The sequence below is a fragment of the Arenibacter arenosicollis genome, assembly GCF_014397245.1.
Taxonomy (GTDB): Bacteria; Bacteroidota; Bacteroidia; order Flavobacteriales; family Flavobacteriaceae; genus Arenibacter; species Arenibacter arenosicollis.
On sequence record NZ_JACLHY010000013.1, the window covers coordinates 100,396 to 120,601 of the forward strand.

General features: G+C 37.6%; 21 protein-coding genes. 10 read left to right on the top strand and 11 right to left on the bottom strand.

The genetic code is table 11. The annotated features are described in order from the left end of the window. Window positions 1-22: 22 nt before the first annotated feature. Window positions 23-649, bottom strand: coding sequence for a LysE family translocator (locus tag H4O18_RS13560; RefSeq protein ID WP_187585459.1), 627 nt, complete (start codon window positions 647-649; stop codon window positions 23-25). 141 nt (window positions 650-790) lie between these two features. Here H4O18_RS13560 and H4O18_RS13565 point away from each other — a divergent pair, with 141 nt between their 5' ends. Then, window positions 791-1,213: a Dabb family protein gene (locus H4O18_RS13565; RefSeq protein ID WP_187585461.1), complete on the top strand. Its 423-nt coding sequence runs from the start codon at window positions 791-793 to the stop codon at window positions 1,211-1,213. A gap of 107 nt (window positions 1,214-1,320) precedes the next feature. Here the strand turns inward: H4O18_RS13565 and H4O18_RS13570 are convergent, their stop codons facing one another. Together H4O18_RS13570 and H4O18_RS13575 are read right to left on the bottom strand one after the other, a co-directional pair. Next, a complete protein-coding gene (locus H4O18_RS13570) occupies window positions 1,321-2,364 on the bottom strand; it encodes a quinone-dependent dihydroorotate dehydrogenase (protein WP_187585463.1) in 1,044 nt (347 codons plus the stop codon). Window positions 2,365-2,446: 82 nt separating this feature from the next. Continuing rightward, window positions 2,447-2,863 carry a hypothetical protein gene (locus tag H4O18_RS13575; RefSeq protein ID WP_187585465.1) on the bottom strand — a complete coding sequence of 139 codons (417 nt, stop codon included), beginning with the start codon at window positions 2,861-2,863 and terminating at the stop codon, window positions 2,447-2,449. Between the two features lie 211 nt (window positions 2,864-3,074). Between H4O18_RS13575 and pepT the strand changes: the two genes are divergently transcribed. Both pepT and H4O18_RS13585 read left to right on the top strand, forming a co-directional pair. Then, a complete protein-coding gene (pepT, locus tag H4O18_RS13580; protein WP_187585467.1) occupies window positions 3,075-4,298 on the top strand; it encodes a peptidase T in 1,224 nt (407 codons plus the stop codon). A gap of 58 nt (window positions 4,299-4,356) precedes the next feature. Further along, on the top strand, window positions 4,357-4,953 hold the full coding sequence (locus H4O18_RS13585; protein WP_187585469.1) for a YdeI/OmpD-associated family protein: 597 nt from the start codon (window positions 4,357-4,359) through the stop codon (window positions 4,951-4,953). A 117-nt stretch (window positions 4,954-5,070) separates the two neighbouring features. Here H4O18_RS13585 and H4O18_RS13590 read toward each other — a convergent pair whose 3' ends face one another. The 4 genes from H4O18_RS13590 to H4O18_RS13600 form a co-directional block, all read right to left on the bottom strand. Beyond that, complete coding sequence (locus H4O18_RS13590) at window positions 5,071-6,648, bottom strand: FG-GAP repeat domain-containing protein (protein WP_187585472.1); 1,578 nt, start codon at window positions 6,646-6,648, stop codon at window positions 5,071-5,073. 173 nt (window positions 6,649-6,821) lie between these two features. Further along, window positions 6,822-8,639 carry an SLC13 family permease gene (locus H4O18_RS13595; RefSeq protein ID WP_187585473.1) on the bottom strand — a complete coding sequence of 606 codons (1,818 nt, stop codon included), beginning with the start codon at window positions 8,637-8,639 and terminating at the stop codon, window positions 6,822-6,824. Window positions 8,640-8,761: 122 nt separating this feature from the next. Beyond that, the gene (locus H4O18_RS22630) at window positions 8,762-9,193 is read right to left on the bottom strand and encodes a four-helix bundle copper-binding protein (RefSeq protein ID WP_484463089.1); all 432 of its coding nucleotides are present in this window, start codon (window positions 9,191-9,193) and stop codon (window positions 8,762-8,764) included. Further along, window positions 9,166-9,444, bottom strand: coding sequence for a hypothetical protein (locus tag H4O18_RS13600; protein ID WP_187585475.1), 279 nt, complete (start codon window positions 9,442-9,444; stop codon window positions 9,166-9,168). The genes H4O18_RS22630 and H4O18_RS13600 overlap by 28 nt, the downstream gene beginning before the upstream one ends. Before the next feature lie 137 nt (window positions 9,445-9,581). Here H4O18_RS13600 and H4O18_RS13605 point away from each other — a divergent pair, with 137 nt between their 5' ends. Next, on the top strand, window positions 9,582-11,504 hold the full coding sequence (locus H4O18_RS13605) for a DUF294 nucleotidyltransferase-like domain-containing protein (RefSeq protein WP_187585477.1): 1,923 nt from the start codon (window positions 9,582-9,584) through the stop codon (window positions 11,502-11,504). Further along, window positions 11,501-12,166 carry a 3'-5' exonuclease gene (locus tag H4O18_RS13610; protein ID WP_187585479.1) on the top strand — a complete coding sequence of 222 codons (666 nt, stop codon included), beginning with the start codon at window positions 11,501-11,503 and terminating at the stop codon, window positions 12,164-12,166. The genes H4O18_RS13605 and H4O18_RS13610 overlap by 4 nt, the downstream gene beginning before the upstream one ends. On the opposite strand, the gene H4O18_RS13615 is transcribed toward H4O18_RS13610, so the two are convergent. Beyond that, window positions 12,167-13,123, bottom strand: a complete 957-nt coding sequence (locus tag H4O18_RS13615; RefSeq protein ID WP_187585481.1) for a phosphoribosylaminoimidazolesuccinocarboxamide synthase — start codon at window positions 13,121-13,123, stop codon at window positions 12,167-12,169. A 10-nt stretch (window positions 13,124-13,133) separates the two neighbouring features. Further along, window positions 13,134-14,087 carry a PhoH family protein gene (locus H4O18_RS13620; protein WP_187585482.1) on the bottom strand — a complete coding sequence of 318 codons (954 nt, stop codon included), beginning with the start codon at window positions 14,085-14,087 and terminating at the stop codon, window positions 13,134-13,136. Between the two features lie 129 nt (window positions 14,088-14,216). On the opposite strand from H4O18_RS13620, the gene H4O18_RS13625 reads away from it, so the two are divergent. The 5 genes from H4O18_RS13625 (at window position 14,217) to dnaN (ending at window position 19,025) form a co-directional block, all read left to right on the top strand. Then, window positions 14,217-15,047 carry an SAM hydrolase/SAM-dependent halogenase family protein gene (locus H4O18_RS13625; RefSeq protein ID WP_187585484.1) on the top strand — a complete coding sequence of 277 codons (831 nt, stop codon included), beginning with the start codon at window positions 14,217-14,219 and terminating at the stop codon, window positions 15,045-15,047. Between the two features lie 15 nt (window positions 15,048-15,062). After that, window positions 15,063-15,359 (top strand): putative quinol monooxygenase, encoded by a 297-nt coding sequence (locus H4O18_RS13630; protein WP_187585486.1) that lies wholly within the window; start codon window positions 15,063-15,065, stop codon window positions 15,357-15,359. Window positions 15,360-15,364: 5 nt separating this feature from the next. Beyond that, the gene (gene gldF / locus H4O18_RS13635) at window positions 15,365-16,096 is read left to right on the top strand and encodes a gliding motility-associated ABC transporter permease subunit GldF (protein ID WP_187585488.1); all 732 of its coding nucleotides are present in this window, start codon (window positions 15,365-15,367) and stop codon (window positions 16,094-16,096) included. Continuing rightward, entirely contained in the window at window positions 16,096-17,760 is a 1,665-nt protein-coding gene (gene gldG / locus H4O18_RS13640) for a gliding motility-associated ABC transporter substrate-binding protein GldG (protein WP_187585490.1), read from the top strand. Before gldF ends, gldG begins: the two co-directional genes overlap by 1 nt. Before the next feature lie 146 nt (window positions 17,761-17,906). Beyond that, a complete protein-coding gene (gene dnaN, locus H4O18_RS13645) occupies window positions 17,907-19,025 on the top strand; it encodes a DNA polymerase III subunit beta (protein WP_187585492.1) in 1,119 nt (372 codons plus the stop codon). A 122-nt stretch (window positions 19,026-19,147) separates the two neighbouring features. Here the strand turns inward: dnaN and H4O18_RS13650 are convergent, their stop codons facing one another. Continuing rightward, a complete protein-coding gene (locus H4O18_RS13650; RefSeq protein WP_187585493.1) occupies window positions 19,148-19,486 on the bottom strand; it encodes a DUF4870 domain-containing protein in 339 nt (112 codons plus the stop codon). A gap of 153 nt (window positions 19,487-19,639) precedes the next feature. Beyond that, window positions 19,640-20,092: a hypothetical protein gene (locus tag H4O18_RS13655; protein ID WP_187585495.1), complete on the bottom strand. Its 453-nt coding sequence runs from the start codon at window positions 20,090-20,092 to the stop codon at window positions 19,640-19,642. Window positions 20,093-20,206: the final 114 nt, after the last annotated feature.

Here is a 20,206-nt window from a genome sequence, read left to right on the forward strand (position 1 = left end):
TAAAGCTTTTTCAAAATTACTATTATTTATCAGATAATAACAGATAAACACCAATACCCACAAAAACAATAATCTGCAGCCATTTTAGGATTTTACCCAATTGTCTATTCTCCCTGATATATTTGGAAATGGTACCTGAAAGCATTGCAATGGCACTAAAAATTGTAAAGGAGACCACTATAAATATGGCTGCCAGAACATAGAATTGAATTACAATATTTATAGCATCACTAAATAAAAATCCTGGAAAGAAAGCCAAGAAAAAAATGGTGACTTTAGGGTTGAGCACATTCATTATAAAACCTTGCTTATAAAGAGCACCCAATGATTTTTTAGCTACGCTATCATTGGATATTTCCAGATCATCACTACTCTTAAAAACTTTGAAAGCCAAATAAAACAGATAGATGGCACCGAATAATTTAATTACAAAAAACAAATTCGGGTTTTGCCTTATTACAGCCGAAACACCAAATGCCAGTAAAGTTGCATGTACCAAACAGCCTGTCATTAGGCCAGCCACTGTGGCAACGCCATATTTTTTCCCATTGGTCATACTCTGTATCAACACAAAAATATTATCGGGTCCCGGAGATATAGCCAGAGCGGCTGTGGCCAATACAAATGTCAATAATATGTCGTAATTCAAATCCAGGTATTTTATATTTTACCAACAAAGGTTGGAAAATACCAATTATTTATCATCTTTTGATTAAATATTATGGGATAAATATGTCCACTATAAATAATCGTTATCCAAGTTTTTTATATCTTCCACAAAAAATAATATATGAAACCAGTTTTTTACACCATCAGTCTATTGGCTGCCATACTACTAATGAGCTCCAACATCCCTAACACCAATAATTTTAAAGAGGATTTAAGTATGCACGATTCAAAAAAACAGGACAGCGTACTGCGACACGTTGTGCTATTTAAATTTAAGGAAAATACGTCCAAAGCGGATATTACAAAAGTAGAGAAAGCCTTTAGTGCACTACCTTCCAAAATACCACAAATAGCAGGTTATGAATGGGGAATTAATAATAGTCCGGAGGGATTGAACAAAGGTTTGACACATTGTTTTTTCGTTACATTCCAAAGTGAGGAAGATCGCGCTATCTACCTTCCACACCCAGCCCACAAGGCTTTTGTTGAAGTACTTTCACCACATTTGGACGATGTAACTGTGGTGGATTATTGGACTAAATAATAATCGTACCGAAGGGAAATAAAAAAAACAGGCTTATCCAGTATTTGGATAAGCCTGTTTTTTTTATGATCACTCTGAAAACTAATACTTGATACAGCCTATCTTTTTCAACTATGCGCCTTATTAATAATGGCTTTGTTGATTTTTTTGATAAGCGCAGGGCCTTCATAAATAAAACCCGTCCATAACTGGATTAGATCGGCCCCAGCTTCCAATTTTTCGAGCGCATCCTCTGCGGAATGAATTCCCCCAACACCAATAATTGGAAACGCCTTATTGCTTTTTTGGGACAAAAACCGGATTACTTCCGTACTTCTTTTGGTAAGAGGTCTACCGCTTAAACCTCCAGCTTCCTGCTTTAAAACTACGCTGGATTTCAAATTGTCGCGGGCAATAGTTGTATTGGATGCTATAACTCCGTCTATTTCCGTATCCTTAACAATACCAATAATATCCATTAACTGATCATCTGTTAAATCCGGGGCAATTTTTAATAATATAGGCCTTTCCTTATTATGTTTGGCATTGGCCAATTTGGTATTTTCATTTTTCAGCTCTTTTAATAAGGCCGTCAAAGGCTTCCTATCCTGAAGTTCCCTTAAGCCCGGGGTGTTTGGTGAGCTTACGTTTACCACAAAATAATCCACATGGTCAAAAAGGGCATCAAAACAGATTAAATAATCATTTGCCGCCATGTCGTTAGGAGTCACTTTGTTCTTCCCAATATTACCCCCGACCAACACTCTATGAGTTTTCTTTAAATTTTCAACGGCTTCTAAAACCCCTTTATTATTAAATCCCATTCTGTTAATTATGGCCTGATCTTCCTTAAGGCGAAACAAGCGTTTTTTAGGATTTCCATCTTGAGGTTTGGGCGTCAACGTTCCAATTTCAATAAATCCAAATCCAAAATCGGATAGTTCATTATACAACTTGGCATCCTTGTCGAAACCCGCTGCCAAACCGACTGGATTTTTAAATCTCAACCCAAACAATTCACGTTCCAAACGAGGGTCGTTGACCGAATATATGGACCTAAATATTCCAGATAAGCCTATTCTGGAAAAAAAACGAAGGGCATTAAAAATTAAATGATGGACTTTTTCGGGATCAAATTGAAAAAGTATGGGGCGGATAACCAGCTTGTACATGAAAATTATTTTCCACAAAAATACAAACTACCTCCGCTAAACTATCCTATAAACACGCTTTTTATTAACATTTAAATTGGACTTATTCCGGTATTATCTCCAAAGGTCGTCTAGAAACTTCCTGGCAAAGTGAAACATACCTCTGGTACTGCTTTTCATTAAAAATCGCCAAAAGTTTATAGTCGTATTTTCCGAAAACTTGCTTCATTTTCTCCTCAATAACCTTATACTTGGCCCCCAATGCTGTTAAATCTTCAGGAGTACTTTGAGGGTGATTTTCAAAAAGATTTTTTCGCTCTTCATCCAATAATCTTGTTTCAATTTCCAGAGCGGCCTTAAACTCTTCCAATTTTGTTATTTGCTCCTCTTTAAGCTGAAAAATCTGAATGATCGTATCCGAATCAGTAGCTCCGATTCCCAAACTGCAATCCTTTTGAGCATGTCCGGATATCCAAAATCCGACTGAGAGTAATAATGATAAATAAGCTTTTATGTTCATAAGTCTTATTGCCTAATTAGAATACAAATATAAGTTAATAATCCAACCACTTATACTGCCCTTAAAACGTAACTCTGCTTTACCAAATACTGAGTGAAATCCTATTTATTACGCCTACATCATTTATGATGGAACAAGTAATATAAGACTGTTGCTATAACAGTGCTTAATAAAAAATAATAAGCTGTATTTTTGATTAAAATTTTGTTTTATGCAACATATTATAGACCGATTTATAAGTTATATTACCATAGACACACAAAGCGATCCCAACTCCACCAATACTCCTAGTACGGAAAAACAATGGACGCTTGCCCGTAAATTAGTTGAAGAACTAGAACAAATAGGGATGCAGGATGTAGTCATAGATGACAAGGCCTACATTATGGCAACTTTGCCAAGCAATATAGAAAAAGAAGTACCTACTATTGGCTTTATATCCCATTTTGATACTTCCCCTGATTTTACGGCAACCAACGTAAAACCACAAATAATAAAAAATTATGATGGTGGTGAAATTGTTCTGAATAAAGCGGAAAATATAATACTCTCACCCAGTTATTTTGATGACCTGTTGCAATACAAGGGCAATACCCTTATCACCACAGATGGCAAAACTTTGTTGGGCGCAGACGATAAGGCCGGAATTACAGAAATAGTTACGGCCATGGAGCATTTAATAAATCATCCGGAAATTAAACATGGTAAGATTCGAGTGGGTTTTACACCCGATGAAGAAATTGGCCGCGGGGCACATCATTTTGATGTTGCAGCATTTGGGGCTGATTGGGCCTACACCATGGATGGAAGCCAAATTGGGGAGTTGGAATACGAAAATTTTAATGCCGCTGGCGCCAAAGTAACCATTACGGGAAAAAGTGTGCATCCCGGTTATGCCAAAGGAAAAATGGTCAATGCCATACTTATTGCCAACGATTTTATTTCTCAACTCCCCGGACATGAAGTCCCGCAAAAAACTATGGGAAGGGAAGGCTTTTTTCATGTCCACCATGTAAAAGGGGAAATTGAGCTAGCCGAAATTGAACTGATTATTCGGGACCACGACCTAAAAAAATTCCAACAACGAAAGGAGTTATTACAACACATTACGGAGAAATTAAATGCGGAATACGGGGATTTCGTCAAGATTGATATCAAAGACCAATATTTTAATATGCGCGAAAAAATTGAACCCGTAATGCATATTGTTGATATCGCCAAACAGGCCATGGAAAGCTTAAATATTAAACCCATAATTAAACCCATACGTGGTGGCACAGACGGTTCTCAATTGAGTTATATGGGCTTACCTTGTCCCAACATTTTTGCAGGTGGACATAATTTTCATGGTAAATATGAATATGTTCCTGTTGAAAGCATGCAAAAAGCAGTTGATGTTATCGTAAAAATTTGCGAACTTACAGCTGATAGATAGCGACATACCTATGCACCGCTCCGATCTCTATGTTTTAAATATCTACTGACATAAAAGCATGAAAAATCAGGAAAAGATAGAAGCCTATTATGCAAAAGAACAACCCTTCAAGGAAGGCATTGGTCTTTTAAGGGAATTGGCGCTTAAAACCGAACTTAATGAAACTTACAAATGGGGCATACCCGTCTATACTATAGATAATAAAAATGTATTGGGCATACTGGCCTTTAAACATCATTTCGGCATATGGTTCTATAATGGCGTCTTTTTAAAGGACCCAAAAAAAGTACTCGAAAATGCCCAAGAGGGTAAAACCAAAGCCATGAGACATTGGAAATTCACCTCAATAGCCGATATAAACAATGCTGCCGTGTTATCCTATTTTCAAGAGGCTATTGACAATCAAAAAAAAGGATTGGTGCTGATTCCCGAAAAGAACAAGCCGATTTCAATACCGTCCTTGCTTAAAAAGGCTATGGATAACAACGAAGCCTTGAAAATGAATTATGAAGGCTTAACGGCCTATAAACAAAGGGAATATTGTGAATATATTTCTGAGGCCAAACAAGAAAAAACAAAACTGTCCCGCTTGGAAAAAAGTGTCGCGCTTCTACTCGAAGGCCTTGGGCTACACGATAAATATAGGAAAGGATAATCAGTGGTCAGTTCTCAGTAGGCAGTAGGCAGTAGGCAGTAGGCAGTAGGCAGTAGGCAGTAGGCAAAAAAAGAATATTCTGCTGAACTTTCCAATTATGTCTAAATGTATGATGATTTATTTGGTAGTATTTTCCAGCACTACAATGGATGGTCCATTGGCTAGCCACTTTTGCCCCAAACCTGTTGTATCACCTAGGGGCAGAAAATAAACAAAAGACCCCAAGGCCAGATCAATATCACCATCCCCATCCATGTCCTCGGCATCCATCACTATCCATCGTCCTCTGGTCGACTCTGGAAAGGAGTAGTCCTCGAAACTAAGATTTCCTTTATTTTCAAGATAAACAAAACTCTCTTCAGGGGAACTGGCATAGTCAGGAAAAAATGAGATTGCTGCAATATCCACATCCCCGTCCAAATCATAATCCGTTGGAATAGCTTTATAGGCCCCGTTTAATTGATAAAAATAAGATTGTTTAAAATTTAAATTCCCATCATTTAAAAATATGTAAACACCATGATAATCCTTTAATATGGGAGTTTTGTCGGCGTTATCCCCACATACATAAAGGATATCATCAAAACCATCATTATTAAAATCTACCAACTCCATATATTGGGAACCATTGAGTGGTAAAAAAGAAAGCAGTCGTCTAGTTGAAAACGATCCATTACCTTGATTTTGATAATAGAAAATACCTTCATCGCCCTGGGCCATTAACACAAAAATATCAGAAAATCCGTCCCCATTGATATCCTTTATTACAGCCTTGATGGCTCCCGGTCTGTTATCCAGTGGCCTCATGGTGTATTTATCACCCCCTAGGTTCTGGTACCAAACCAATTTTCCAGTCTCATTACCGTACTCACAGGCAACAATGTCCTCGCGTCCATCGTTATTTAAATCTCCGTAGGCCATATTCACCGGCCTTTGTAAATTTGGAATGACTTCCTTGGAAGTGTATGGTTCGCCAATTCCTTTGGTAAATATTTTTAACAAAGATCCATCCGAAACGTCGTTAGGAAAAATATTTTTACCTGCAGTCGTCAAATAAATGGTATCCGACTTTTCATAATAGTGGGTGGGCGCTGTCTTGAGACCCAGAACAAAATCCTTTTCAAGATTTGGGGTCAGAAACGTTAGGCTATTTATATTTCGTTTACTATCTGCAAATACCACTCCCCTATTTTCCGGAAGGATTTTAACCATGGAAGTAAGCGCTGGAATATGGGAATAAGCGGACTCCCTATATGTAAAATGCTTCAGACTCATTTTAATTTTGTTGGCCCGTTTTGGAGGCAAAATGGTATCAGGTGAGTTGCTTAGGTAATAATCTACTATTTTAACCCAATCTTCTTTTGCCAAAAGAGGTTTTTCAGGAAAAATATTCGCTTGTTTTACTACTTCCCCACTTCTACCATTATCAAACAGACTATCGGGTCGTACATTTCCCTTATAAATCCCCAATCGATGCCCCATTGAGGGTAGCACATCGTTTTTCCAACTGGACTTTGGTAACAATTCCGGTTTAACAAAAAGATGACAACTGGCGCAATGAATTTCGGCCAAACGGCTCCCCTTAAGGTCGGTGGTCTGTATTTCCTTGTATTCTAGGGTTTGCGAATCCTTCTTTTTTCCGGTACAGGAAAGTACTAGGCCAACAAGTAGACACAAGGCAATAAATTGTTTCATAAAATTTTCAATTATTATGGCAAATCACGAAATATCAACATAAAGGAAACCTAATTTACGAAGATACCACAGTATCCTGAAGTTTAAGGAAAACTTCAATCACGCCATTAAAATATGAAAACTTAGTGGTTCCAACCTTATTGCATGTAATTCTTTATTACACCTAATAACTTCTATATCATTTTAGCCAAAAGTAAGGTAGCCAAAATCCATAAAATAAGACTCAATACTCCTCCTATCAGCAAGAAATGTTTGAATTTATAATTCCCTATACCGTATATCAGGGTATTGGTCTGATAACCGACAGGTGTGAAAAAACTAAAATTCGCAGCGAACATAACTGCCAAAATAAAAGGTTTGAAATCAAGATTCAGACCATTGGCAACCGCAATCGCAATTGGGGTCATAATAATGGCCGTAGCATTATTGCTAACTACACCGCTCATTATCATGGTTACCAGAAATAAAGTCCCGATAATTATTATTTCAGATTGCCCAACCAAATAATCCAATAAATGTTCGGAAATCCAAATATCGGCTCCACTGTTATGCATGGCAATCCCCAAGGGAAGCATACCCGCCAGTAAAAAGAAAATTTGCCAATTTACTTTTTTGTAAACACTATCCAAATTTAAATTATTGGTAACCAACAGCAAACAAACTCCTGTAAGTGCACTTACCATAATGGACAACACACCCAGGGCAGCCAAAATAACCACCAAAAAAAGCACTGCCAAGGAGAAATATTTTCCAAAAGGCGAATGGACTTTTGTGGAATCAAACTCCTGTAAAAGCACCACATTTTCCATCTGTTCCAAAGATTTTAAGTTTTGCTTACCCACGTCCACTAACAACCTATCTCCCGCCTTAAGGGCCAATTTCTCGGCACTGCTCCTCACTAAACGTTCTCGCATATTAGTAAGTTTCTTGCGTTTCTTAATGGCAATTGGCAATATATCCTGTTGCATATAACCCCTTAGGTTACCTAAGGTCTTGCCTACAAGTACAGCTCCCGGTAGCATTAAAAGTTCAACAAATACCCTTTCTTCCAACTTCGAAACCTTCTCACCTTGTTCCTCATCATGGCCAATGTTCATCCAATAATTTTGTTCGTTGATACCCAAATTTTCAGATTCCTTTAGTTTGGACAAATTCTCTATATCGCACATTAATAGCAACTCATCATTTTCTTTGAGGGTAACATATTTTCCAGGTGAATTGTGAATCCTGTTGCCCCTTGTTAGTTTCAAAATGGAAATCTCAGGATTACTGAATAAAAACGTATCCTCAATTTTTTTATTCACCAACTGTGATTCTCCTTTAATACGAATGTTGGTAATATAATTGCCAACACTATAGTCGTCCCCCAAATCCCGGTTTTTACTCCATGGCAACCACCTAAGTGTTAAGGTGAGATATACAATGGCTACAGCTAAAAAAATGATGCCAATACCACTGAATTCAAAAAATCCAAGAGCCGGTGCCCCTAAATTCTTGGCAACGGAATTTACGATCAGGTTTGTTGATGTTCCCATTAAGGTACAGGAACCTCCCAAAATTCCCGCAAAGGAAATGGGCAGTAATAATTTTGATTTTGAGATATTAAATCGCTCGGAAAGTTGATTTACTATTTTGATAAAAACGATGACCACTGCCGTAGTACTAATAAAAGCAGAAATACTAGCTGTAACGATCATAAAAATAGGGGCCATAAAGAACATGGGGAGCGATTTAATTTTACCCAATCCTGAAGTAATCCATACAATAACCCCATTCTCCTCCATGGCAACGGCCAAAATCATTAATGCCAACACGGCAATAGTAGCACTATTGGAAAATCCACTTATGGCTTCTTCAGGGGTCACCAGCCCCAATAATGTTAAGGAAACAATTATAAAAAAGGCAATCTTATCTACCGGAAAAATTTCCAGAGCAAATAAGATTATGGTTATAAACAAAACCAAAAATACGAGACCCATATCCAGTGTCATCCCATGGCAGTTAAGTTATTAATCGGAATCAAAAAACTAGGTCCCATCAGTTTCCCAACACAAAAAAAATCATGTTAGCAAGGCCCGAACTATAAGAATAAGGAGTAAAAAAGTCTGCTGTTTTATGAAAGAATTTCTACTATCTTCCGGCATTCTTCCATACATTTCACACAAGAATTTGCGCAATCCTCACAATGCTTATGGTCGTACTGTCCACATTGTTCGGCACACCACTGGCATACATCAGCACACAGAGCACAATAACCTTTGGAAAAGTTACTCTCGGTCATTAAAAATTTTAAAGTGGCAGAACAAGATTCAATACATAGAATACAACACAAGGGACAGTCATTTTTACTCTCCATCCCAGCCATTTGTATCAGGCAATATTCACAATCTTGAATACATTTCCGACAGGCTTCAATTCCCTCCAAATAAACAGATTCCATAGTAGAACATTTAGAATTCCAATTAAAATTAGTCTTTTCCCATTTCAAATAATTGCTCGAACCGACAATTAATGAACTCAAATGAATACAAAAAATACCTCCCATAAATAATACCTCCCATAAAAAATAACCCAATTCGAATAATAGCTATTGAGGATACAAGATTGGACAGGTATTTTCTTTAGGTCCTTGATGGTGTAGGCGGTTAGAGCAATCACTATTCCCTTTCCATCTGGCTCTGAACCTATTGGGCTATGGCCCATTAATCTTCCCCTTTCCGATATCTTGTTGAAGAATTTGTTCTTGCCGATTTCCTTTTTGTATTCAGAATAGACCGTATGATCAATTTCTATCATATCTTTGTCCAGTGCCCCGACCACAAAGGGTTGTTCTAAGGTTTTTACAATTTAAAAATTCAGATATCCACACCCCTTTCTTTTGATTTAAAAAGTTTAAATTACCCCATAAAGGAATTTTAGTCCATAAAAGAATAATGAAGAATACCATTTCGCATAGAGTTGCCGATTTTTTAAAAAACTTCCCTCCTTTCAATGTCTTGGATCAAAAAGATCTTGAAACCCTTTCAGAGGAAATCACCATCATCTACAAGGAAAAGGATAATATTATATTTGCTGAGAACGACGAACCCCATCCATATTTCTATGTAGTAAACAAGGGGGCTGTTGCCCTTAAAAAGGGAACGGACAAGAGCATCATGGATATGTGCGATGAAGGGGATATTTTTGGTCTTAGACCATTAATGGCTCAGGAGAATTACAAAATGACCGCAAAAGCGCATGAAGAAAGTATTTTATATGCCATTCCTATCAACATATTTAAACCATACGCCCAAAAAAATACGGCTGTGGGTAATTTTCTAATTGAAAGTTTTGCCTCCAACACCAGAAATCCATATTCACAAAGTCATCGAGGTAAGTTGTATGATGAAGTACTGGACATAAATCCTGTTGGACCCAACTCCCAGATATTGGATTTACAGTCTGTTCAGTATTCCAGAAAATTGGTAACCTGTTCCGCAAGTACTTCGGTAAAAACGATAGCGCGTAAAATGACCGAAAAAAATGTAGGCGCTATGCTGGTGGTAAAAGATAAGCTACCAATCGGCATCATAACGGACAAAGACCTGCGAAACAATATTGTTACCGGCAAATATCCCATAACCACTAAAGCTTCTGCAATAATGGTTTCGCCGGTAATCACCTATAGCAAAAACTTGACCATAACCCAGGCACAGATGGCAATGATGAAAAGTAACTTCAGTCATTTATGTATCACCAAGGATGGCACCCCCAACTCAAAGGCCATTGGAATACTATCCAAGCATGACGTTATGGTGGCCTTAGGAAACAATCCGGCAGTACTGATCAAGGCCATAAAAAGATCTAAGAAAATAAAATCAATTAAGCAGATTAGAAAAAGTATTACCCATCTCCTGCAGGACTATTTGGATCAAAATATTCCAATTAAACTGACTACCAAAATAATTTCGGAACTGAATGATGCCTGCGTTAAACAAATAATTAAAATTTCTTTGGAAGAAATGCCCACAAAACCTCCTGTAAAATTTGCGTGGCTTGCGCTCGGTAGCCAAGGACGGAGTGAGCAACTCTTACAGACCGATCAGGACAACGCCCTGGTCTTTGAAAATGTTCCAGAAGACAAGCTTATAAAAACAACGGCGTATTTTTTAGAATTGTCCAAACTCATAAATAAAGGCCTGTTTGATATAGGCTACGAATATTGTCCTGCTGAAATGATGGCCTCCAACCCAAATTGGTGCCTAAGCTTGGATGAATGGAAAAAAACCATCTCCCAATGGATAATTAATCCAGGGACGGATGAGGTGTTGCTGTCCTCCATATTTTTTGACTACAACATTACCTATGGCGATGTAAATTTAGTAAACGAATTATCGGAGCACATTTTTGAAGCCACCAAAAAATATCCTATTTTCTATTTACACTTGGCCAGTGGGGCCTTGCAAAATCCTTCTCCAACAGGTTTCTTCAGACAACTACTGGTAGAGGAAGACGGGGAGCACAAAGATTCCTTCGATGTAAAAAGAAGAGCCCTAATGCCTTTGACCGATGCGGCGAGAGTATTGATTTTATCCCATTCGGTTAAATCCATTAATAGTACCGCGGAACGATTTGAAAAATTGGCGGAATTGGAACCTAACAACGAGGAAATCTTTATGGCCTGCTCCTATGCTACCAGAGCCTTGTTGAAATTTAGGACCAAACAAGGATTGCTCCATAATGATTCGGGAAGATATATTGCCATAGATAAATTAACCAAGGAAGAAAAAATTAAACTAAAAAGGACTTTTAAAACCATAAAGGAAATACAAGAATTGGTAAGTATTAGATTCAAAGTTTCAAACCTATTGCGATGATAGATTTTTTTAAAAAAAAAGTACCCGACTATCCTGATTTTTGGTGGGAATATGAGAATAGTTTTAATGAAAAGCTAACAGATGATCTTAGCGCGGTAAGATTCGTGGTCCTGGATACGGAAACAACGGGCTTCGATTATTTAAACGATAGGATACTTTGTATTGGTGCCCTCAGTTTGATCGACAAGAACATCGCCTTGAACCAAAGTCTGGAACTGTTTTTAAAACAGGAACACTACAATGCAGAAACCGCCAAAATCCATGGTATACTCAAAGATGGTGGCGACTCTTGTATCAGTGAAATTGAAGCCATGGAAAAACTTTTGAGGTACTTAAAAAATGCCGTAATCGTTGCCCATCACGCCATTTTTGATATAACTATGATCAACAGGGCTTTGGAAAGAAATGGCCTTCCCAAATTAAGGAACAAGGTACTTGACACTTCAAACCTCTATAAAAAAACCCTCCTTACCTCCAATGTGTTTAAAAAGAAAGAACACTATTCCCTGGATGAACTGGCCGAAAAGTTTGATATCTCCAAAAAGGATAGGCATACAGCCATAGGTGATGCCTACATCACCGCCATAGCCTTTTTAAAAATAAAGAGTCGATTAAAAGGCAAAGGTCAATTAAGATTAAAAGACCTATTGAAAATGGGATAATTATTTTAAGGACGATAGGTATCCCAAAACATTTTTCTCAATTCTGGACTGTATATCCGAAATGTCCGCTTTGATAAATTTTTCCCCTGTAATATTTTCATAGAGCTCTATATACCTTTCCGATACAGTTTGAATATAGTCATCCGTCATTTCAGGAACGACCTGTCCTTTTAAACCTTGAAAATTATTACTTATCAGCCATTGACGAACAAATTCCTTGGACAATTGCTTTTGGGCCTCTCCCCTATTCTGGCGCTCCCCATAGCCTTCGGCATAGAAATAACGGGAAGAATCCGGAGTATGGATTTCATCAATTAGTACAATCTTCCCATCTTTGGTCTTCCCAAATTCATATTTAGTATCCACTAAGATCAGTCCCCTTTTAGCAGCTATTTCGGTTCCCCTTTGGAAGAGTGCTTTGGTATAGGCTTCAAGGATTAGGTAATCTTCCTCACTAACAATCCCTTTTTCCAAAATGTCTTCCCTGGAAATATCCTCATCATGGTCTCCCATTTCGGCCTTTGTAGCAGGGGTAATGATTGGAGAAGGAAACTTGTCATTCTCCTGCATCCCATGGGGCATGGCAACGCCACACAGCATTCTTTTTCCAAGTTTGTATTCCCTTGCGGCGTGTCCTGATAGGTAACCTCTAATTACCATTTCTACCTTGAAGGGCTCACAAGCGAAACCAACGGCAACATTGGGGTCAGGGGTAGCCATTAACCAGTTGGGGACTATATCGGCAGTATCCGCCATCATCTTGGTGGCAATTTGGTTAAGAATTTGCCCCTTGTAAGGAATCCCTTTTGGCATGACCACATCAAAAGCCGATAGCCTATCTGTAGCTACCATTACCAAAATATTATTTTCAAGATGATATACTTCCCTAACCTTTCCTTTATATAGGCTCTTTTGACCTGGAAAATGAAAATTTGTGTCAATTATCGTATTACTCATTCCGCAACTATCAATTATTATGCTCAATTCCTTTATAGGCCTCTATAACCTTTTTAACCAGTTTATGTCTAATTACATCCTTATCGTCCAAATATATAATCTCTATACCTTCAACATTTTGCAGAACCAAAAGGGCTTCTTTTAATCCAGAAATCAGACGTCTGGGTAAATCAATTTGTCCAGGATCTCCGTTGATTAAAAATTTTGCATTTTTTCCCATTCTCGTCAGGAACATCTTCATCTGGGCATGGGTAGTGTTCTGGGCTTCATCCAAAATTACAAATGCATTGTCCAACGTTCTTCCTCTCATAAAGGCCATAGGAGCAATCTGTATGGTACCATTTTCCAAATAATGGACCAGTTTCTCTGGCGCGATCATATCCCTTAAAGCATCGTATAAGGGTTGCATATAGGGGTCGAGCTTTTCCTTAAGGTCGCCAGGTAGAAAGCCTAAATTTTCACCTGCCTCAACGGCCGGTCTTGTCAAAATAATGCGTTTTACCTGCTTTTCCTTCAAAGCCTTTACAGCCAATGCTACCCCTGTATAAGTTTTTCCCGTACCTGCAGGTCCAACGGCAAAAACCATATCACTATTCCTAGCTGCATCTACAAGTCTTCGCTGGTTTACTGTTTGGGCCTTTATTAACCTTCCACTTACACCATGGACCAAAACTTCCCCGCTAATTTCGGAGGATTGAATCTCTTCCTGTCCATTGCTGGCCAAAAGTCGCTCAATACTATTTTCATCCAATTTATTATACTTGGCGTAGTGGGAGGTTAGAAGATCAAACCTTCGGTCGAATTCGTCCAGTAGGTCTTCATCCCCATAAACCTTTATTTTGTTTCCACGGGCAACAATTTTAAGCTTGGGAAAGTGCTTTTTTAATAAATCTATATTCTCATTATTCTGTCCAAAAAATTCCCTTGGGCTAATGTCTGTAAGTTCTATTATAAGTTCGTTCAAAGAAGAGAGGTGTTAATAGGTTTAGATATGAAATATATATTTTGCTTCGCTGATTTTTTGTGTAATTTTGTTTAACAAACTTAAGTAAAAAAACAACTTACCAACTCAAAAACATATCAACAGTCCTCTATGGCTATAATTACATTAACTACAGATTTTGGATATAAAGATCATTTTGTAGGCGCCATAAAAGGTACAATTTACAAAGAATTGTCGGACGCAAAAATTGTTGATATTTCACATTCCATAGCGCCGTTCAACATTCAGGAATGCGCATATATATTAAAAAACTCCTATAAAAATTTCCCAGATGGCAGTATTCATATTGTAGGGGTAGATTCTGAATTGTCCCCTGAAAACCAACATATAGCAGTTTTGGTGGACAACCACTATTTTATAATGGCCAACAATGGGGTAATAGGGCTCATAATATCTGAAATAGTTCCAGAAAAAGTGGTGGAAATTCAATTGCCTAACAGTGTAGATAGTTCTTTTCCCGAAATGGATGTTTTTGTTAAGGCAGCAAGCCATATAGCACGGGGCGGGAAATTGGAAGTAATAGGCAGGCCTTTTAAGGACCTAAAAGACCTAAGGGAATTCAATCCTAGAATTTCCGATAACAAGACAACCATTTCGGGCAGTGTCATATATATCGACAACTACGGCAATGTGGTGACCAACATTCAACAGAGCATTTTCAAGACCATTGGCAAGGGTAGAACCTTTGAATTGCAGGCACGAAACAAAAAAATACGGGAAATCCATAATAAATACGGTGACATTATAAATTACAATCTGGAAAAAAGTCAACGCAAATCTCCTGGGGAGTTGTTGGCCCTCTTTAATTCATCCGGATATTTGGAAATTGCTATCTACAAAAGTGACCTCAATACCGTTGGTGGAGCCTCTACCTTATTGGGTCTGGATTATCGGGATACGGTAATGATTAATTTTGCCTAAAATGAGAATTAACAAATGTTGGTAAGAATTGTAAAATTAACTTTCAAAAAGGAAAATATTGCTAGTTTTGAAGCCATCTTTGAAAAAAACAAAAGGAAAATCAGACAGGTAGAAGGTTGCACCTTCCTGGAATTGTTACAGAGCAAAGAAGAGGAAAATATATTTTTCACTTATAGTTATTGGAATAGCGATACCGATCTGGAAAACTATAGAAATTCGGAATTTTTCAAGTCCGTCTGGAGTAAGACAAAACTATTATTTGAGGACAAACCAGAAGCCTGGAGCCTCATAAAGAAGGAAACCGTTAATTAATTTGTATGCTTGCCATATTTAAAAGAGAAATTCAATCATTCTTTACTTCGCCCATTGGTTATCTGGTGATTGGATTATTTTTAGTGCTTAGTGGATTGTTCCTATGGGTCTTTAAGGGACCTTTCAATGTATTTGAATACGGCTTTGCCGATCTAAGCAATTTCTTTCTACTTGCCCCATGGGTATTTCTTTTCTTGATACCTGCCATCACCATGAAAAGTTTTTCCGAAGAAAAGAAACTAGGTACTTTGGAGCTTCTTTTTATTAAGCCCATTTCTCTCTGGGAAACGGTATTGGGAAAATTTTTAGGGACATTCTGTTTGGCTTTGATAGCCATATTGCCCACACTTCTTTATATGTATACCATTTCCCAATTAGGTGTTACCATCGGTAATTTGGATATGGGAATGGTCTTGGGATCCTATTTTGGGCTATTGTTCTTAATTGCCAGTTATACGGCTATTGGACTATTTGCCTCTACCCTTTCCGAAAACCAAATTGTAGCCTTTATTATTGGCATGGTACTGTGTTTTCTTATGTTATATGGTTTTGAAAGTTTGGCCACCGTATTGCCAAATGGCCCTATAATAATTTTTGTTGAAAACCTTGGAATGAAGGCCCATTTTGAAAGTATCGCTAGAGGAGTATTGGATACAAGGGATGTTATATATTTTATAAGTCTCACCTTATTTTTTCTTTACCTGACCATTATTCAACTTAAAAATCAAAATAGATAATGAAAAAGAGTTTGTTATCTATCATTAAGGCCGTTTCCCTATTGTTGATAGTAAATATTGTGGGTAGTTATTTCTACTCTAGGATAGATCTGACCGAGGACAGCAGATATACCCTATCCAAATCGGCACTTAATGCGGTAGGTGAATTTGACGCCCCTGTTATAATCGATATTTTACTGGATGGAAATCTTCCTCCTGAATTTATAAAATTGAAGGTGGAGACCCGTCAACTCTTGGAAGAGTTTGCCGCTGAAAACAAGAATATAAAGTTCAATTTTGTTAATCCCCTTGAAGGTAATTCACAAATTGATGCCGTTATCACAGATTTGCAAGGGTTGGGCCTTACCCCTACCAATGTTACCGTTGAACAGAATGGAAAAGTTTCCCAGGAGATTATTTTTCCTTGGGCCATGGTCAATTACAATAATAGTACGGTCAAGGTTCCGCTATTAAAAAACAAACTAGGTGCCACCACGGAAGAACGTGTAAACAATTCTGTACAACATTTGGAATATGCCTTTGCCGACGCTTTTACCAGATTGAACATCAAGGAGAAGAAAAAAATTGCCATCATTAAGGGCAATGGTGAGATGGAGGATATTTTAATGGCCGATTATTTAACCACCATAAAGGATTATTACAATATTGGTGCCATTACCTTAGACTCGGTTGCAACAAATCCTGAAAAGGTTTTGCAACAATTAAAAGGGTTTGATCTGGTCATAATAGCGAAACCTACAGAGGCCTTTAGCGATGAGGAGAAATATATCATGGATCAATTTATAACCGGCGGAGGCAAGTCTTTATGGCTCATTGATCAAGTAGCTATGGAACTGGACAGTCTCTTCAATGAAAATGGTACCGCCATGGCTTTACCACGCAACCTTAACCTCAACGATTTTTTCTTTAAATATGGCGTTAGATTAAATGTGGATTTGGTAAACGATCTCTATTTTACTCAAATAGTATTGGCTACCGGAGAGGGGAACAGCTCCCAATACAACCCCGTCCCATGGTACTACAATCCCATGGTCTTCTCCAAAAACGACCATCCGATAAATAATAACTTGGAAGCGGTAAGGTTCCAATTTACCAGTAGTATGGACACCTTGAACAATGATTATAAGAAACATATATTGTTGGCGAGCTCGCCCTTATCCAAAACTGAAGGAGTGCCTAAACCAATTCATTTGGACATCATAAATACCCCACCGGACAAGAATATATATAAGGACGGCAATAAGATATTGGGCGTTTTGATCGAGGGCTCCTTTAAATCTACCTTCCTCAATCGTGTAAAACCTATAGCGCTAGATAAACCAATGGATCAAGGCCCTGAAAACAAAATGATCATACTTTCGGACGGAGATCTAATTAGAAACCAAATCAGAAACGGTAGACCCTTGGAATTGGGTTACGATAAATGGACAAATAACTTTTTTGGCAACAAAGAATTTCTGATAAATTGCCTTAATTACCTTTTGGACGATACCGGACTTATAAACATTCGGAATAAGAAAGTTAGTATTCCATTCTTGGATGAGGAAAAAATTAATGACCAAAAAACCAAATGGCAGTTGATTAATATTGGCCTACCCCTATGTTTGACCTTTATTTTTGGATTCCTAATACACACCATAAGAAAGAAAAAATATGGGGTATAAGTGTTGATAAGTTTGTTTCCTTAAAAAGGACAATTAAAATATCTTTGTTTTGACTGTGATTCAAGGAATATTGCGGATTCAAACAGATATTTAAGCACTGTTTTAGGTTGTACAACAATGTAGATTCCTTAAAAAAAAATAAACCAATGAAATTTATAGTATCTAGCACTTATTTACTAAAACAACTCCAAGTACTAGGTGGGGTAATTAATAATAGCAACACCTTGCCTATTCTTGACAATTTTCTCTTCGATTTAAATCAGAAGGAACTTACCGTTTCGGCTTCCGATCTGGAAACCACTATGAGTTCTGTATTAGAGGTGGATTCTGACAATGAGGGAACCATTGCTGTACCGGCAAAATTGTTGTTGGAAATATTAAAAACCTTTCCAGAACAGCCCCTTACATTCGTGGTAGAGGATAACAATACGGTAGAGATCAGTTCCAATCACGGTAAATATGCGTTGGCCTATGCAGATGGTGCGGAGTTTCCGAAATCGGTAGAATTGTCCAGCCCATCCTCCACTACAATACTTGGTGATATACTGGCTACTGCCATCAACAAAACTATTTTTGCCGCTGGTAACGATGACCTTAGACCTGTAATGAGCGGTGTCTTTTTTCAATTTTCTCCAGAAAGTTTAACCTTCGTAGCAACAGATGCCCATAAATTGGTGAAATATCAACGCAACGATGTAACGGCCTCCAAAGTGGCCGAGTTTATAATGCCCAAAAAACCTTTGAATTTATTAAAAGGAATTTTAGCGGGCAGTGAAACCGAAGTGCTTATTGAATACAACGAAAGCAACGCCAAATTCAGTTTTGAAAATACGATATTGATCTGTAGATTGATCGATGGTAAGTATCCAAATTATGAAGCGGTAATCCCAAAGGAGAATCCAAATAAACTTTCCATTGCCAGAACCCAACTTTTAAGTTCTGTTAGGAGGGTCTCCATATTCTCCAATAAGACCACCCACCAAATACGATTAAAGATTGCTGGGGCCGAATTAAATATTTCCGCAGAGGACATAGATTACAGTAATAAGGCTGAAGAACGTTTAACCTGTTCTTACCAGGGTGACGACATGCAGATAGGATTTAATTCCAGATTCTTGGTGGAAATGTTGAACAACCTTACCTCGGATGACGTACAATTGGAAATGAGTCTTCCCAACAGGGCCGGCATCCTTACCCCTATCGATGGTTTGGATGAAGGTGAAAATGTCACTATGTTGGTAATGCCGGTAATGCTTAACAGTTAGATATTCAGATTCAATTTTATCATTTAAAGTTGAATTCATAATACACCCCACTCTTTCACTATAAAAAAAGCCGTATTATAATTGAAATACGGCTTTTTTGCTTTTCTCTATATTTTTATTCCTTAAACAAACTTTATGCTCAGGGGATAATGCGGCCTTTCTCCATTGGATACCCTAATGGCATTAACTATAGGAAATACAAAGCAAAGAATAGCCACCGCTATAATCCCCAAAATTCCTAAGCCAAAAAGTAAAATCAACGGAATACAAATTAGGATATATAAAAACATACTTATTTGAAAATTGATTATCGATTTACCATTTTCATCCATATTCATAATGGTATCCCTCTGTGTTAGCCACAAAACCAAGGGAACGATAAATCCTCCAAATCCTGTTACTATATCCAATAATTGACTCAAATGTGTCAATACCAATAATTGTCTGTTTTCTGCCTTCATCGGTTACTTTTATTAAATCCAGATGGGTAGGAAAAATATAAATATTCTACTTTACCCTGCTCCCATAAATTGGCTGTTATAATTATAAGACGTATAATTTCAACTTTTGTTACACCAACAGTTTTATCTGGTTTTCAAATAGCAGAGGATCCACTATTGTTTGCTCTCCAATTTTTCCAATTTGTCCCTATCCCTTTCAATACCCTTCTCCAGTTTGTCTATTTTCTGATTGATCTTCTCGATTGCCAAAGGTGATAATTTACCCTTTTTCTCATCCTTGATCATTTTCTCCTGTAGCTTTTCTATTTTTCTTGAATCTTTGGCAATAGACCTTCTCTTGGAATCTATGTCCGACGAAAGTTTTTCCCGCTTTTTCAATTCCTTTTCAGCTTTCTTTTGGGCTTTTTCAGCCTTCATGGCATCCTTTTCTGCCTTGTCTATCCTTTTCTGAATTTCCTTGGCTTCCTTGGCTTCCTGTAAAATTCTAGCTTGCTCCATTTGTTCGGTATTTTCAGTTGGAGTTACCGGAACTTCTGTTTCTTGTGCCAAGGTGATTTGGCAGAAAAAAGCTACCGCCAATAATGTAATAATTCTGATTGATTTCATATAGTAATTTTAAGTTGAATGTCCCTATACATCAGCTTTTAAAAGGATATTATTTCCCCTTCGCCATCGTATTTAGGCCATTACCAAAATTAGGTTATTTATCCGAGATTAATT